This is a genomic window from Paraburkholderia lebeckiae (assembly GCF_014201005.1).
Taxonomy (GTDB): Bacteria; Pseudomonadota; Gammaproteobacteria; order Burkholderiales; family Burkholderiaceae; genus Paraburkholderia; species Paraburkholderia tuberum.
The window spans coordinates 42,417-57,377 of sequence record NZ_JACHDK010000021.1; the positions used below are offsets into that span (position 1 = coordinate 42,417).

The 14,961-nt window shown below is 65.1% G+C and carries 14 protein-coding genes; 8 read left to right on the forward strand and 6 right to left on the reverse strand.

The genetic code is table 11. From position 1 onward, the window contains the following. Window positions 1–71 precede the first annotated feature (71 nt). The 3 genes from HDG39_RS28060 to HDG39_RS28070 all read left to right on the forward strand — a co-directional run bounded on the left by HDG39_RS28060 (window position 72) and on the right by HDG39_RS28070 (window position 2,070). On the forward strand, window positions 72–659 hold the full coding sequence (locus tag HDG39_RS28060) for a nucleotidyltransferase family protein (RefSeq protein WP_184010583.1): 588 nt from the start codon (window positions 72–74) through the stop codon (window positions 657–659). Window positions 660–1,081: 422 nt separating this feature from the next. Further along, window positions 1,082–1,789, forward strand: a complete 708-nt coding sequence (locus HDG39_RS28065; protein WP_184010585.1) for a PIG-L deacetylase family protein — start codon at window positions 1,082–1,084, stop codon at window positions 1,787–1,789. A gap of 128 nt (window positions 1,790–1,917) precedes the next feature. After that, a complete protein-coding gene (locus HDG39_RS28070; RefSeq protein WP_018424744.1) occupies window positions 1,918–2,070 on the forward strand; it encodes a hypothetical protein in 153 nt (50 codons plus the stop codon). A gap of 46 nt (window positions 2,071–2,116) precedes the next feature. Here the strand turns inward: HDG39_RS28070 and HDG39_RS28075 are convergent, their stop codons facing one another. The 3 genes from HDG39_RS28075 to aepX are packed head-to-tail and all read right to left on the reverse strand — an operon-like array spanning window position 2,117 to window position 6,098. Then, complete coding sequence (locus tag HDG39_RS28075; protein WP_184010587.1) at window positions 2,117–3,184, reverse strand: 2-aminoethylphosphonate aminotransferase; 1,068 nt, start codon at window positions 3,182–3,184, stop codon at window positions 2,117–2,119. 23 nt (window positions 3,185–3,207) lie between these two features. Next, window positions 3,208–4,371 (reverse strand): phosphonopyruvate decarboxylase, encoded by a 1,164-nt coding sequence (gene aepY / locus HDG39_RS28080; protein ID WP_184010589.1) that lies wholly within the window; start codon window positions 4,369–4,371, stop codon window positions 3,208–3,210. Beyond that, window positions 4,368–6,098 carry a phosphoenolpyruvate mutase gene (aepX, locus tag HDG39_RS28085; protein ID WP_184010591.1) on the reverse strand — a complete coding sequence of 577 codons (1,731 nt, stop codon included), beginning with the start codon at window positions 6,096–6,098 and terminating at the stop codon, window positions 4,368–4,370. Before aepX ends, aepY begins: the two co-directional genes overlap by 4 nt. Before the next feature lie 550 nt (window positions 6,099–6,648). On the opposite strand from aepX, the gene HDG39_RS28090 reads away from it, so the two are divergent. Both HDG39_RS28090 and HDG39_RS28095 read left to right on the forward strand, forming a co-directional pair. Next, the gene (locus HDG39_RS28090; RefSeq protein WP_184010593.1) at window positions 6,649–8,190 is read left to right on the forward strand and encodes a methyl-accepting chemotaxis protein; all 1,542 of its coding nucleotides are present in this window, start codon (window positions 6,649–6,651) and stop codon (window positions 8,188–8,190) included. A gap of 321 nt (window positions 8,191–8,511) precedes the next feature. Next, a complete protein-coding gene (locus tag HDG39_RS28095) occupies window positions 8,512–10,251 on the forward strand; it encodes a peptidoglycan D,D-transpeptidase FtsI family protein (RefSeq protein ID WP_184010595.1) in 1,740 nt (579 codons plus the stop codon). Window positions 10,252–10,278: 27 nt separating this feature from the next. Here the strand turns inward: HDG39_RS28095 and HDG39_RS28100 are convergent, their stop codons facing one another. Further along, window positions 10,279–11,394 carry a GGDEF domain-containing protein gene (locus HDG39_RS28100; protein WP_184010596.1) on the reverse strand — a complete coding sequence of 372 codons (1,116 nt, stop codon included), beginning with the start codon at window positions 11,392–11,394 and terminating at the stop codon, window positions 10,279–10,281. A 343-nt stretch (window positions 11,395–11,737) separates the two neighbouring features. On the opposite strand from HDG39_RS28100, the gene HDG39_RS28105 reads away from it, so the two are divergent. Further along, a complete protein-coding gene (locus HDG39_RS28105; protein ID WP_018424737.1) occupies window positions 11,738–11,992 on the forward strand; it encodes a DUF2866 domain-containing protein in 255 nt (84 codons plus the stop codon). A 16-nt stretch (window positions 11,993–12,008) separates the two neighbouring features. Here HDG39_RS28105 and HDG39_RS28110 read toward each other — a convergent pair whose 3' ends face one another. Continuing rightward, a complete protein-coding gene (locus tag HDG39_RS28110) occupies window positions 12,009–12,638 on the reverse strand; it encodes a 2-hydroxychromene-2-carboxylate isomerase (RefSeq protein WP_184010598.1) in 630 nt (209 codons plus the stop codon). A gap of 111 nt (window positions 12,639–12,749) precedes the next feature. Then, a complete protein-coding gene (locus HDG39_RS28115) occupies window positions 12,750–13,376 on the reverse strand; it encodes a LysE family translocator (RefSeq protein ID WP_013091224.1) in 627 nt (208 codons plus the stop codon). A gap of 170 nt (window positions 13,377–13,546) precedes the next feature. Here HDG39_RS28115 and HDG39_RS28120 point away from each other — a divergent pair, with 170 nt between their 5' ends. Both HDG39_RS28120 and HDG39_RS28125 read left to right on the forward strand, forming a co-directional pair. Beyond that, window positions 13,547–14,131: an IMPACT family protein gene (locus HDG39_RS28120; protein ID WP_187613627.1), complete on the forward strand. Its 585-nt coding sequence runs from the start codon at window positions 13,547–13,549 to the stop codon at window positions 14,129–14,131. Between the two features lie 150 nt (window positions 14,132–14,281). After that, window positions 14,282–14,863 carry a hypothetical protein gene (locus HDG39_RS28125; protein WP_184010602.1) on the forward strand — a complete coding sequence of 194 codons (582 nt, stop codon included), beginning with the start codon at window positions 14,282–14,284 and terminating at the stop codon, window positions 14,861–14,863. Window positions 14,864–14,961 lie beyond the last annotated feature (98 nt).

Here is a 14,961-nt window from a genome sequence, read left to right on the forward strand (position 1 = left end):
TGCCTTGTCGCTTGCTTCGCGCCCCGTTGCATCGCACAATCTGGGGCATTCCTGTCTACCGGTATCCGCCGATGGCCTACGCCTCGCTCGCCACTGGTGTGTTGCTCGCCGCCGGTTTCGGCTCGCGCTTCGATCCGCACGGGCTGCACGACAAACTGCTCGCACGTATGCCCGACGGCACGCCGGTTGCGCATGAAGCCGCGCATCGGCTGCTGCGGGTCGTGACGCGGGTGCTCGCTGTCGTGCGGCCGGGCTCCGACGCGCTCGCCCGCGCGCTGAACGATGCCGGCTGTGATGTCGTGTTTGCGGCGAGCGCCGAGCGCGGCATGGGCGCGAGCCTCGCCGCCGGTATCGAGGCGAGCGGTGACGCCGAGGGCTGGATCGTCGCGCTCGCCGATATGCCGCGCATTGCGGTTCCGACGATCGAAGCGGTAGCCCGCGCGCTCGACAACGGCGCGCCGCTCGTCGCGCCGTTTTACGACGGCCAGCGCGGCCATCCGGTCGGCTTCGGCAGCGAGCATCGCGACGCGCTACTCGCGCTGGACGGCGACACCGGCGCGAAAGCGCTGCTCACGTCACACGCGCTGACGCGCATCGACGTCGACGATCCCGGCATTCTGCGCGACGTGGACACGCCGGACGATTTGCGCACGCTCTAGCCGCCAACATCAGCCTCGCCGAGACTGGCTGCCCGCAGCCGGTCGAAATCGATAATCTTGCCGGACAAGGAAAGGAACATTGATACGGCATGAAGCCCCTGGATCTGACGCGTTTCGATCTCAACCTTCTGGTTGTACTTGAGCCGTCGAGATGGCGACTCACACCAAAAACGTGCGCTTCAAGGGCCCCTGACGGCGGCGCGCGACGAGCCGGAAAGTCACGGCCGTCACTGGATGGACGGATCGGGAGTTCGATCCGCGGCCTTCCAGGCACGCGCTTTGCGCGCCGCAAGTTTCGCGCGCAAGCCGCGCCAATTGCGCCTAAGCTGAGGTGACGCCACGTTTTTTGCGCATGCGGCGCCTTGACGACCGGCAGCCTCGATGCCTCATCCGTCCCGCCTCGAATCCCCATACGTAAGCCCATGAGCGAAACCACCCCACGCCTTTTCATCGTCTCGCCCCATTTCGACGACGCCGTCTTCAGTTGCGGCGCCTTGCTCGCCGCCCATCCCGACGCCGCCGTCTGCACCGTGTTCGCCGCTCCGCCCGAACACGACATGCACACGGAGTGGGACGAAAAAGCGGGCTTCGCGAACGCCCATGAAGCGGTCCGAGAACGCACGATCGAAGACAACCGCGCGCTCGAAGTGCTCGACGCGATCCCGCTGCGCATGCCGTTTCGCGACAGCCAGTACGCCGACTCGCCGTCGATCAGCCAGATGGCCGCGGCGCTGGAGGAAACGATTTACCGCACGACCGCGAACACGCTGCTGATGCCGCTTGGCCTGCATCACGACGATCACGCGCGGGTATTCGAAGCGTGCTGCGAGATCCTGCCGCGGCTCACGCATCTGGACTGGTTCGGTTACGAGGAAGCGATTCACCGGCTCACGCCGGGCGCGGTGCAGGCGCGGCTCGCCGATCTCGCGCAGCGCGGCATCGTCGCGACGCCGGCAACGCCGAGCGCGGGCCACACGATCGACGTACAGCGCCGCGCGCATCTGAAACGCGAAGCGGTCAACGCGTACGCGAGCCAGTTGCGAGCGTTCGGCGCCGGCAATTACGACGACGTGTTCGCGATCGAGCGCTACTGGCAGCTCAGCGCCGGCCGCAAACGCGCCAAGAAATAGCAAAAAGGAGCGAGCAGGAAGCGCGGCGAGCGCCTACGCTTGAAGACAGATAGACGATGTGGCGGCATACATCGGCGGTATCAAGCCGCTTACGCCGGACCCGCGCATTTCAACCGCAGGGTGACGCAATGAGCTACGAAATGCACACCAGCCCGATTCCCGACCCGAACGCCGATCCGAACCGCGACCCGGAAGCCGACCCGCTCGTGCCGCCGTCGCCGGGGCATCATGTCGAGGAGCCGCAGCGGCCTGACGGGCCGCCGGACAAGGATCCGGTGTAAGGGGAGCCGCGAGCGGCGCGGTCGCGGCGCGCCGCTCGGCGCAGCGTCAGCACGTCAAGTCGCTGAAGCCCTGCAGCAGGCGGTCGATATCGGCCGCGTGAATGTTGCCCATCGTCGAGATGCGGAACAGCTCCGCCGACAGCCCGCCCTGCCCCGCATAGATCACGAAGCCGCGCGCCTTCAGCGCGTCGTGCAGTTGCGGATACGCGATACCGTTGGGCAAGCGGTACGCGCGCAACACCACCGACGACTGCCCGGCCGGCAACACACTGTCGATGCCGCGCGCCGCCAGCCCCGCGCGTACCTGCTCGGCAAGCGCCGCATAGCGCGCGTGACGCGCGCGCCAGCCGCCTTCGTCGGCGAGCTCACGCAGCGCCTCGACCAGCGCGTAATACGCGTGCACCGACGGCGTAAACGGCGTGTTGCGCTGATCCTGCAAACGCGCGAGCCGCGCGAGATCGAGGTAGTACGTGCGGCTCGCCGCGCGCGCGAGCGCCGCGCGCCGCACCAGCACGAACGACGCGCCCGGCACGCCATGCAGGCACTTGTTGGCGGTCGCGGCGAGCGCGTCGAGGCTCGCGTCCGCGAAATCGATCGTTTCGGCGCCGAAGCTGCTGACACCGTCCACCAGCAGACGCAGGCCGCGCTCGCGACACAAGGCGCCGAGCGCCGCGATGTCGTTCAGACGGCCCGTGGTCGTTTCATGATGAATCACCGCGACGTGCGTGAACGACTTGTCGGCGTCGAGACGGTCGGCGATCTTCGCCAGATCGGGTGCGTCCATCCAGTCGTGCTTCAGCGCTTCGTGCGCGATGCCGTATTGCGCGGCGATTTGCGCGATACGCTCGCCGTACACACCGTTTTCGACGACCAGCAGTTTGCCGTTGCGCGGCACCAGCGCGGCCGTCATGCTTTCGACGGCGGCCGTGCCGGAACCGGTCATCAGCACTGCCTGCCATTCGTTCGGGTCGAGCCCGTACACGTCGACGAGACGCGTGCGCGCCTCTTCCTGGAGATCGAAAAACTCGCTCTCGCGATGGCAGAGATCCGTCTGCAACAGGCTGTTGCGGACACGTTCGGTGAGCGTCACCGGGCCGGGGTTGAGCAGCAGCATGGGCGCTCCTGTTGGCGTTGGGTTCAGATCGCGCCGATGTGGCGCATCAGGCGCGTCTTCACATCGGGCGGCGTAATGGTCGGGCGCGGCAGGCCGCCGGGCGTGCCGCGGCGGATCGTCAGGCGCGCGAAGCGCGGCCCGTCGAGCGGCGGCGCCGCGAACAGCTCGTCTATGATCGCAGGATCGTCGCTCTCGAGCGCCGACGCGTAACCGCACGCGGCCGCCACGCCCGCGAACGACACCTGCGACGATACCGTCGCCTGACCGCCGGTCGAGTCGTGCGCGCCGTTATCGAGCAGCACGTGCGCGAGGTTCGACGGGCCGTACGCGCCGAGCGTCGCGAACACGCCCATGCGCATCAGTGCGGCGCCGTCGCCGTCGAGCGCGACCACGCGCAGATCGGGGCGCGCGAGCGCGAGGCCGAGCGCGAACGGCGTCACGCAGCCCATCGAGCCGACCATGTATAGCTGGTTCGCGCGATCGTCGATCGCATAGAGTTCGCGGCCGCAAAAGCCGGTCGACGCGAGCACCACCGTCGAGTCGAGCGGCGTATGCGCGATCACCTTTTGCAGCGCGTCGTGGCGCGTCGCGAGTTGGTTCGCGGCGCTGTCGCGAAACCGCGCGCGAGGCTCGACCGGCGTGCGCCGCCTGGGCGCGCCGCCGTCCCTCAGTTCATATGGCGCAACGCTGCCCTTCTGCATCACGAGCGCGTACGGACGGCCGGTTGCGTCCATGTGCGCGATCGAGCGATCAAGCGCCGGACCGATCGCGTCGGCCTCGGTCGGGAACGTCTCCCACGGAATTTCCATCATGTCGAGCATCGCCGGCGTGATCGGGCCCATCAGCGCGTGCTGCGGCTCGTCGGCAACGCCGGGCTGGCCGCGCCACGTGACGATCAGCAGTTGCGGCAAGCGGAAGGTCCACGTCAGCGACGTCAGCGGGCTGACCGCGTTGCCGAGCCCGGAGTTCTGCATCATCGTGATGCCGCGCCGGCCGTTTTTCGCGCCGAGCGTAACGCCGGCGATCAGCGCGACCGCGTCGCCCTCGTTGGCCGCCGACACGTAGTGCAGCGATTCGTCCTGCAGCACGTAGTTGATGAACGGCGTCAGATAGGAACACGGCACGCCCGCGTACCAGTCGAAACCGCGCTCGCGCGCCGCCTCGACGAACTGTGCTGCTTCGATCATCGCGCGCCTCCGTGTGCATCGCTCGTCGTCGCCCCGCCGCCGACGGCCGTCGCGAACGGCGCCTGCGCGTGCGCGAAGTCGCCCGCGCGGCGGAAATCGTCGAGATCGTTGACGCCGCGCCAGTGGCCGTGCACGTATTGCACCTCGATCGACTCGCCCGCTTCGATCAACGCGTTCAGCAGCGCGGGCATGTCGAGCGACGCGAAATCGTCGCGCGTCCGCAACTCGTGCATGACCGCCCGCAGGCGCTCGCGACCCGCGCCGCGCACGTTCAGCAGACCCACCCAGCGGCCATGCGGCACTGGGACGATGCCCGCCGCCGACGACTGCTCCCGCCCGCTCGCGACATGCCGCAGCACGATCTTATGGCCGAACAGACCGCGGTCGTCGGCGGCCGAGCACCACGCGAAATCGCGCACGCTCGCGTTCTCCGCATCGGTCAGCGACGAATCGACGACCACGCTGAACGCGGCCTCGCTTTCCACCAGATCGCGCAGGATGTAGCTGCGAAACAGCAGGTCGCCGTACGAAATGACCGTGTCGCCGGTCAGGTGGTCGAGTGCGCACGCGAGCGAGGCAAGCTCGCCGGTCTGCGCGTGCCGCTGGTTGACCACGAGGCGGATGCCCGCGGTGTCGATCGCGTCGGCGCGATAGCCGCCGACCACGGTGATGTCGTTGACGCCCTGCTTCTTGAACGCGTCGACGAGCCAGCGCAGCAGCGGTTTGCCGGCGATCGGCAGCATCACCTTCGGACGGTCCCCGGTCACCGCTTCAAGGCCTTTGCCGCGGCTCGCGGCGAGCACGACGGCCGAGCCGGCCGCGCGGCCGCTCGACAGATAGCGGTCTTCGGCTTCCGAATATTCGTCGGCGTCCTGCAAACGGAAGATTTCGTTGACGGCCGCGATGCTGTCCTCGACGTTGACGAGCGTCTCGCTCGAATGGATTTCCTTAACGACGGCCTGCATCGCCGAGGTCGCCGCGCGGATCAAATGGTTCGCCCAGATCACGGTGCTGATGCCCGCTTCGCGGAACACCTCGGTCGGCGTGCTGTAGTACTTGGTCGGCACGATCACGAGCGGCGCGCGCCCGGCCCATTCGCGCGCGAATTCGAGAATCTCGTCGGGGCGCGACAGCTTGCTGTGAATCAGGATCGCATCGGCACCAGCTTGGGCGTACGCTTGCGCGCGGCGCAGCGCCTCGTCCATGCCCCAGCCCGCGATCAGCGCCTCGACGCGCGCGACGATCGAGAAATGCTCGTCGTTCTGCGAGTCCTTGCCGGCCTTGATCTTGCCGCAGAATTCGTCGATATCGGCAAGCGGCTGCGCCTCGCCGTTGATGAAGCTGTTGGTCTTCGGAAACTGCTTGTCCTCGATGCACACGCCGGCGATGCCGCGCTGTTCGAGCTTGCGCACGAGGCGGCGCACGTTGTTGAAGTTGCCGTAGCCGGTGTCGCCGTCGAGCAGGATCGGCAGATCGCTCGCGTCGGCCATGAATTCGAGCGTATCGACCACCTGCGTCCAGCTCGCCTCGTTGTTGTCGCGCACGCCGAACTGCGCAGAGATCGCGAGGCCCGAGCCCCAGATCGCCTTGAACCCAGCTTCGCGAACGATGCGCGCGGACAGGCCGTTATGCGCCTCCATCATGAATTCGAGTTCGCTGCTGACGAGCATCTGGCGCAGGCGCGCGCTGCGGGACTGGGAAACGAAAGCGGGTTCGCGTGCATTCATTCTTCGGGACTCCTGGTGGCGGGCTTATTGGCGTTCTTCTATGCCAGGCTGGCAATCGGAAAAGGGCGACTATAGCGGAATTTTTTATGACGAGTCTTTGAAGGTCTCAGCGATCTTTCGGGGTTGCGCTCAAGTGGAAAAATGTGTTGTTTTTTGCATCCGTGACCATTTAACGGGATTTTTGGATTTGATTGGCGTTTTGTGGGATGTTGGTGCGAGCCTTTCTGGATTGGGCTAAGCAGGTTTTACGCAGACCAGAACCGGCATTTTTCATGTCGATTTTCTCGCGCATTTTTCAATCGCTGCGATTTACTGAAAATCGCCAGTTAATTCAGATCCGTTAATCATGCACACAAGTCTTTTTCGAATCGCGCGCCTGAAATCCGCTTAAAACGCTCGATAAATCCGCCTATTAATCAGATGAATAGCGATGTCAAAACAGCGGGTTTTCCCTGCCTCGATCAACGCCATTTCGCGCCGTAAACACAGCGAGCGGCATCCCACCGCAATTCAACGGACCCTACTGGCCAAAACGCCTATTCCCATCGCTATGACTCTGAACCGAAAACTGGCGTCCATGATCGCCGTTCTGTGGGTCGGCCTGATCCTGATCGGCGCGTTCGGCGCGTGGCAGAACCGCGCATCGATGATCTCGGACCGACGCGAGCAATTGCGCTCGTTGATCGAAGAGGCAAACCACGTCGTCGGCCACTACTACTCGCTCTCCCAGCAGCATGCGCTGTCCGAGGACGAGGCGAAAAAGCAGGCGCTCGCGACGCTCGGCGCGATGCGCTACGGCAAGGACGGCTACTTGTCGATCAACGACTCGCAGCCGGTCATGCTGATGCATCCGATCAAGCCCGAACTGATCGGCAAGAACCTCGCGCAGTTCACCGATCCGGCCGGCAATCATCTGTTCGTCGATATCGTCAACTCGGGCAATCACGACGGCGGCGGCTTCGTCGATTATTTGTGGGCGAAGCCCGGCAGCGAGCATCCCGTCGCGAAGACCAGCTACTCGATGCACTTCGCGCCGTGGGACTGGTACCTCGTGACCGGCATGTACATGGACGACGTGCAAAGCGCGTTCTACCGCAACCTGCTGCGCTGGCTGGCGATCACCGTCACGCTCGGTACGCTCTCTACGGTCGTGATGCTGATCGTGCTGCGCAGCATCCGCCGCTCGCTCGGCGGCGAACTCGAAGTGGCCGTCGAGCACGCGCGGTTGATGGCGCAAGGCAACCTCGCGACGCCGGTGCCGATCGAGCCGCACGACAGCGGCAGCCTGCTGCATGCCCTGCGCACGATGCAGGCGGGACTCGTCGACACGGTCTCGCGAGTGCGCCAGGGCACCGAGAACATCAACGTCGGCGCGACCGAAATCGCAGCGGGCAACACCGACCTGTCGCAGCGTACCGAGGAGCAGGCGGCGGCGCTCGTGCAAACCGCGTCGAGCATGGATCAGATGACGGTGAACGTGAAGCAGAACGCGGACAGCGCGACCCAGGCCGCGCAACTCGCGAGCGACGCAGCGAACGTCGCGACGCGCGGCAGCCGCGTGGTCGACGACGTGGTGCGCACGATGGGCGAGATCACCGCGAGCTCGCGGCAGATCGGCGACATCATCGGCGTGATCGACGGCATCGCGTTCCAAACCAATATCCTCGCGCTGAATGCCGCCGTCGAGGCGGCTCGCGCCGGCGAACAGGGTCGTGGCTTCGCGGTGGTCGCGGCCGAAGTGCGCAGCCTCGCGCAGCGCTCGGCGACGGCCGCCAAGGAGATCAAGGCGCTGATCGAGACCTCGACCGATACCGTCGAGACCGGCGCGTCACTGGTCGCCAACGCGGGCGCGACGATGGGCGAGATCGTGCAGTCGGTGCGGCGGGTCAACGAGATCCTCGAAGAAATCAGCCACGCGTCGCGCGAGCAGAGCGCGGGCATCGAACAGGTCAACCGCGCGGTCGGCGAGATGGATCAGGTCACGCAGCAGAATGCGGCACTGGTCGAACAGGCCGCGGCCGCCGCGCATTCGCTGAAGGACCAGGTCGGCGTGTTGCGCGACGCGATTGCGAGTTTCGCGTTGCCGGCCTGAGCTTGCCCTGCCGCGCCCGCAACGGGCGCGAAAAAAGAAGGCGCCCCACAGGCAGGGAGCGCCTATTCAACACGCCGCGTCGGAGTCGACGCATCAATCGAACGAATCAGCCGCGCGGATTTTGCAAGTCCGCGCGGCTTTTCGTTATCAAGCTTCGGCTCGGCTCGCCTTTGCTCCAGCTCGAACGCGCCTCCTTTCACACTCCTCGCATTTAAATTACGTTTTATTTACAATCGGCCCGGCGACAGTCCTTGCCGCCAGGCCTCGTGGCTTTGGCGGCCTCGTTCAATCGAAGGTACGTCACGTCCGCTGCCCGCCGCCATGATCCGCCAGAAAAAACCGCCATCGTCCGATCCCTATGCCTTAGCCGCGAAGAACCCGCTGCTCGATGCGCGACTACCCGCGTGGCGCTCGAAGTTCGTCGTGCTGCTCGTGTTCGGCGCGTTCGCGACGCTCGCGCTCCGCGCGTTCTGGGTGCAGGTCGTGAATCAGCACTTCTACGTCGACCAGGGGCAGAAGCGCTATCAGCGCCTGCTCGAACTCGACGCGACGCGCGGCCGGATCGTCGATCGCAATGGTTCGATGCTCGCGGTCAGTCTCGCGACCTACGAAATCTGGGCCACGCCGAAGCTCGTCGACGAAAGCGCGTTCGCGCCGCTGGCAAAGCTGCTCGATCTGCCGCTCGCGGAACTGCGTCGGCGTCTGAACGGCGAGCGCAGCTTCGTGCTGCTCAAGCGCCAGGTCGATGCCGACACTGCCGGGCATCTGTCGCGCCTCGGGCTCGCCGGGATCACGCAGATCGCAGACACCAAACGCTTTTATCCCGAGGGCGAGTCGGCCGCGCACGTGGTCGGCTTCACCGACATCGAGGACAACGGCCAGGAAGGCGTTGAACTCGCCGCCAACGCACAGTTGCAAGGCGCGCCCGGCCACCGCGAGGTGATCCGCGACCGGCTCGGCCGCGTGATCTCGGAGACGCGGCCGCTCGTGCCCGCGCGCAACGGCGCCACGATCCAGCTGACGATCGACCGGCGCATCCAGCAACTCGCATACACACAACTCAAAGCGGCGATCGCGCAGCACCGCGCCGAAGCGGGCAGCGTGGTCGTGCTCGATGCGCGCAACGGCGAGATCCTCGCGCTCGCCAACTACCCGAGCTTCGATCCGAACGACCGCACGCACCTGTCCGGCCGGCAGCTGCGCAACCGCGCGGTGATCGACACGTTCGAACCGGGTTCGACGATCAAGCCGGTGGTCGTCGCACTGTCGATCGACGAAGGCAAGGTGCGGCCGCAGAGCATCATCGATACCGCGCCCGGCTGGTATCGGATCGGCCCGGCCGTAATTCACGACACGTCGAATCACGGCGCGATGACGGTCGCCGAGGCGGTGCAGAAGTCGAGCAATATCGCGCTGGCAAAGCTCGCGCTGAATCTGCCGGCCGAGACGATCTGGACCAAGTATCGGCAATACGGGCTCGGTCTGAAGCCCGAGCTGCCCTTCCCTGGCGTAGCCGCCGGCAAGCTGCGGCCGTATCAACGCTGGCGCCCGATCGAACAGGCCACGATGGCGTATGGCTACGGGCTGTCGGTATCGCTGCTGCAAATCGCGCAGGTCTACACCGCCTATGCGGGCGACGGCGCGCTGAGGCGCGTGAGCCTGCTGCGCGAGCCGCTCGACGCGGACGGTCCCGCGTCGTTCGCCGACCGCGGCGAATCGGTCACGACGCCCGGCACCGCGCGCGCGATCCGCAACATGCTCGAAATGGCCACGGGCAACGGCGGCACCGGACGCGCCGCGACCGTGGCGGGTTATCGCGTCGGCGGCAAGACCGGCACCGCGCGCAAGCAGATCGGCGCGGGCTACGCGAAGAACCGCTACCGCGCGCTGTTCGTCGGCATGGCGCCGATGAGCGATCCGCGCCTGATCGTCGCCGTGATGATCGACGATCCGGCTGGCAAGGCGTTCTATGGCGGCACGGTCGCTGGACCGGTGTTCAGCGGCGTGATGGGCGGCGCGTTGCAGCTGCTCGGGGTGCCGCCGGATGCGGCAGGAGTGTGACGCGTAGTTAGTGTTAGTTACAGTCGTTCAGCCCTGCCCATCGAGCGCATCGACCTGCGCCTCGATACGATTGCGGCCGTTGCGCTTGGCCTGATACATCGCGCGATCGGCCTCATCCATCATCGCCTGACCGAGCGACATCGCCTCGGCCGGGCTGCCGGCGACCACGCGCCCGGCCACGCCGATCGACACGGTCAATGCAATGAGCTCGCCGTGCTCGTCGCGCACGTCGAGATTCTCGACCGCACGCCGCACGCGTTCCGCGACGGTCAACGCGTCGCTGCGATCGCCTTGCAGCAGCGCGGCGAACTCCTCGCCGCCATAGCGCGCGACGGTGTCGCCAAGCCGCACCTGCTGTCGCACGCAGGCGGCCACCGCCGCGAGCGCGCGGTCGCCGGTCTGATGGCCGTGGCTATCGTTGATGCGCTTGAAACGGTCGATATCGATGAAAAGACATGCGACCGGCGCGCGATAACGGGCCGCGCGCATCAACTCCTCGCGCAGCCGTTCGTCGAAATAGCGGCGATTCGCGAGGCCGGTCAGCGAGTCGGTCATGCCGAGCTGCTTGAGCCGCTCGCGATGCGCGACGTTGTCGAGACTCGCGGTGACGACGCTCGCGAAGCGCTCGAGAATGTCGGTGGCCATGCCGGCGCCGAAGCGCGCGGGGTCGTCGCTGCCGAGGCATAGGTAGCCGCTGACGCGCGTGCCCGCGACGAGCGGCAGCAGGATCGCGCTGGCCGGCAGGTGAGCTGGCGCGGCACCGAAGAACGCGTGGCGCGTGTCGTCGTCGAGTTCGCCAGGGCGGCCGAGCCACGGCCGATCGTCTTCGCACAAGGATTGCGCGACGAGACCGCCCTCGCGCGACGTCTTCAGCTGCGCATTATCGAGCGCGCGCAGGTTGCCCGGCTCGAGCAGTTCGAGCAGCATTGGCGCGCGCTCGTCGAGCCACAGCATCACGTTCGCGAGCGAGAACTCCCGCGGCAGATGGCTGAACAACGTATCGAGAAACGATGCGAAATCCTGCGCGCCGATCAACCGCAACTCGACGTTCTGGAAGCGGCGCAACGTGCGCTCGTTGTGCTGCACGGTGTCGACGAGCGCGCGAAGGCGCTCGGAAAGCGGCGTTTGGGCGAGATTCGTCACGGTATCAGCAAGGCGGCCCTGAAGGCGAAGCGGGGTCGACGCCCCAACCCTACTGATAACGGCCGATCCGCCGGGGTCTTGAGGGCAGGCTCGCGACCTGTCGGCCGGCCTGCGAGCGTTCATGCCCACTGTTGTCAGCTCTCGCTTGCATTCACTTACCCTCGCTTACACGCAGTGAGATCCGCTTGCGTAATGATTGCGGTTCTTAAGTTTCGCTTAATTGTTCCCTGCAAGTATGTAGTTCATCCCCTGTTGAGCCGCCAGAACATCGGCGGCACTTTTTCTTGAGGGGTGCCAGAAGCGCGACCGAAAACGGTTACGCGCAAGAAGAAGGAGGTAAATCATGGTTGAAGAGATGGTAGTCGAACACCTGCGTGCGATGCCCGGCCATGAATGGACTCGCCAGATTCATTCCTGCAAGGTCTCCGATCCGCTGCAACCGCCCTGGGGCCGTTCATACCGACTCGTCGAATGGACGATGAAGCACGCGCCCGAATCGAGCCGTCGCGTCGTTCCCGCCGAAAGTACTCCGCTCGAAATCGCCCAGGCCGTGGTCTCTCACGTGCCGGGTCGGCGCTTCTGTCAGCAGGCTGACTAAGCGCTCCCGCTGACGTTCAATGACGCGCCGCGATCGCGTCGCAGTGGTCCAACGCGTCCTCCAGCCTGTCATTGCCCCAGAACATCTCCCCGCCGACAAAAAACGTCGGCGCACCGAAAATCCCCTTGCTGATGGCCCGTTCGGTCTGCTCGCGCAAGCGGAGCTTGTTCGCGTCGCTTTGCGCGGCGTCGATCACGCTCTGCGCCGGTAAGCCAAGCGAGTCGAGCGCGTGACCGACGACATCGATTGAACCGATGTCGCGGTCGTCGACGAAATTCAACTGCATGATCTTGCGGCACCAGGCACCGATCCACGGCTCATTCGCACCCAGCAGCGCGACACGCATCGCGAGAAGCGCCGCGCGCGGAAACGTGCTGGGGCGCGTGAGCGCAATGCCGTATTTGCGGCATTGACGCTCCATGTCTTTCCACACGTACGCGCCTTTTTCTTTCTGCAGTACGAAGGGCGAGTTGTCGAAACCGAGCTGGCGAAATACCGGACCGAGCAGAAACGGCCGCCAGACGATGGTCACGTTGCGCGCGGCCGCCAACGCTTCGATCCGCATCATGCTCAGATAGCTGTAGTTGCTGCCGAAGTCGAACCAGAACTCGATTGCGCGCGCCGTCGAAGTTGCGTCTTCATTCATCGCTGTCTCCTGAATCGCGCGTGCCATGGCATCGTGGTCTTGCAATGCTTAACAGGCGCGTGGTTGGGTCGCTGATCCTGCTGGCGTCGTCCTGAACTCGCGCTTCGGGACTCAGCGTGTTTGCACTGCCACACGCAGGCCGAGCGAAATGAACAGCACACCGATGAGCTTGTTCTGCCAACGCGTCAACCACGTCAAACGCTTCACGAGTTTGCCCAGCGGCCGCATCGTCAGGACGATCAGCGTCGTATAAAGCGCGCTCATGGCAACGAAAATAAGCCCGAGTGTCGCGAACTGCAGAAACGTCGAGCCATGTTCGGGGCGCACGAATTGCGGCAGAAACGCAAGGAAAAACAGCGCGGTCTTCGGGTTCAGCACTTCGGCAGGAATCGCCTGCAAGAACGCCTTCGAACCCGACACCGGCGCGACGACCGGCAGGTGCGCACTCGCCTGCTTTTCGCGCAATGCACGAATGCCCAGATAGACGAGATACGCGGCACCGACGAATTTCACCGCATTGAAGGCCAGCGCGGACGTCATCAGCAGCGCGGAGAGGCCAACCGCGGCGCCCAGCGTATGCACGAAATCGCCAGCTGCGATACCGAGACCGGTCAGAATGCCGGCTTTACGTCCGCCGTGCATGGTGCGTGTCAAAACTAGCAGCACGGCCGGGCCTGGAATCAGAAAGAGCCCGAGCACGACGGCAACGAACGTCCCCAACGTGGATAGGTCAAGCATGTCGACTCCTAGCGACGCGCGGGGTCGAATTGATGGGCGCGCGTTCAGCGGACCATTGTAGACGAACCCGCGAAGCGGCCCTTGCGCCTCGCTGGCACCGACGATCCGTTACCATGACGGACATCGCCCCGCCTACCTCGTGCTTCTTTTCATCCACCGACGTTTCCGCCTTGCCCACCTATACCCTGCCCGCGCCACTAAGCGCGGAACTCGAGATTCGCAAGAGCCGCTTCATCGCGCATGCGATTCCGGTCGCCGATCGCGATGCCGCGATGGCCGAATTGCAGCGTCTGCGCGACGAACATCCTGCCGCGACGCATGTGTGCTGGGCGCTGCTCGCGGGCGGCCAGTCCGGCATGTCCGACGACGGCGAACCGTCCGGCACCGCCGGTCGGCCGATTCTCGAAGTGCTGCGGCATCACGATCTGGATGGCGTGCTTGCGGCCGTCGTGCGCTATTACGGCGGAGTGAAGCTCGGCGCGGGCGGTCTGGTGCGCGCGTACACCGATGCGATAGCGTCCGCGCTGCTCGACGCGCCGCGCGTCGAGAGGATTGCCCAGGTGTTGCTGGGCGTCGAAGTGAGTTATGCCGACGAAGCCAAAGTCCGTCGATGGATGGACGCCGAAGGCTATGCGCTCGTGGACAGCGCCTACGGCATGCTGGTGAAGATGACGATGCGCGTGCCCGCCAACGCACTCGACGACGCCAAGGCGACGCTGATCGATATCACGCAAGGAAAGGCAGGCTTTTTTTGAACGGCTCAGGTCCGGGCCTGGCGCGGGCAATTCCGAAAACATCCGTTTGAAACTTCGACGGTCCAGTTCGCTGATACCATGCTGTTCTTCACCGGGATGACTCCACTGAAAAGGGCAACTCCTCTGACTTCGACCGCCGCTTTCTCCCGCATGGCTGCTGCGCGTTCGCCGTTGAGATCCGTCGTGCTCAAGGGCTGCGGCGCCATACTGCTGCCCACGCTGCTGTCCGCGTGCTCATGGTCATGGTTCGGCCTGAACAGCAGCGCCAGCGCGACGCACGCGAAGACCCACGGCACTGGCTCGCTCAGCGTCGCCCCTGCACGCGACTTCGCGTATCTGCCCGCGCGCGACGGTCATATCTCGCCGAACCGCATCGAAAATACCGGGATGACCGGGCTCGTGCTGAAGGACGACGTCAGCCTCGTGGTGCGCAATGGCGTCGCGAATAGTCTGCGAGTGGCCGGTTTTCGTATCGACGACGACAAACGCGTGCTCAGCGGCAGCATCGAAACCTTCACGGTGGACGATAGGCGCTCGCCAGCGCTGTGGACGCTGAAGATGCATTACGTGGTTATCGATGCGGCGACCCAAAAAGTCATGTACACGACCACGCGCACCGTGAAGCAGAAGTCGCCAAAATTCACCAGCAACACGATCGCGATCGAAGACACGGTCAACCTCAGCGTCGATACATTGATTGGCGATCCAGGCTTTATCAAGGCGGTGAACTGAGCACGCGGCTGGCCGAGGCGCGGCGCGGTTTCGCTACAATCCCGGCAACGCATCGCGCGCGATTCTCCGCGCAGTGCATCGTGATCTCCCGTTCGGAA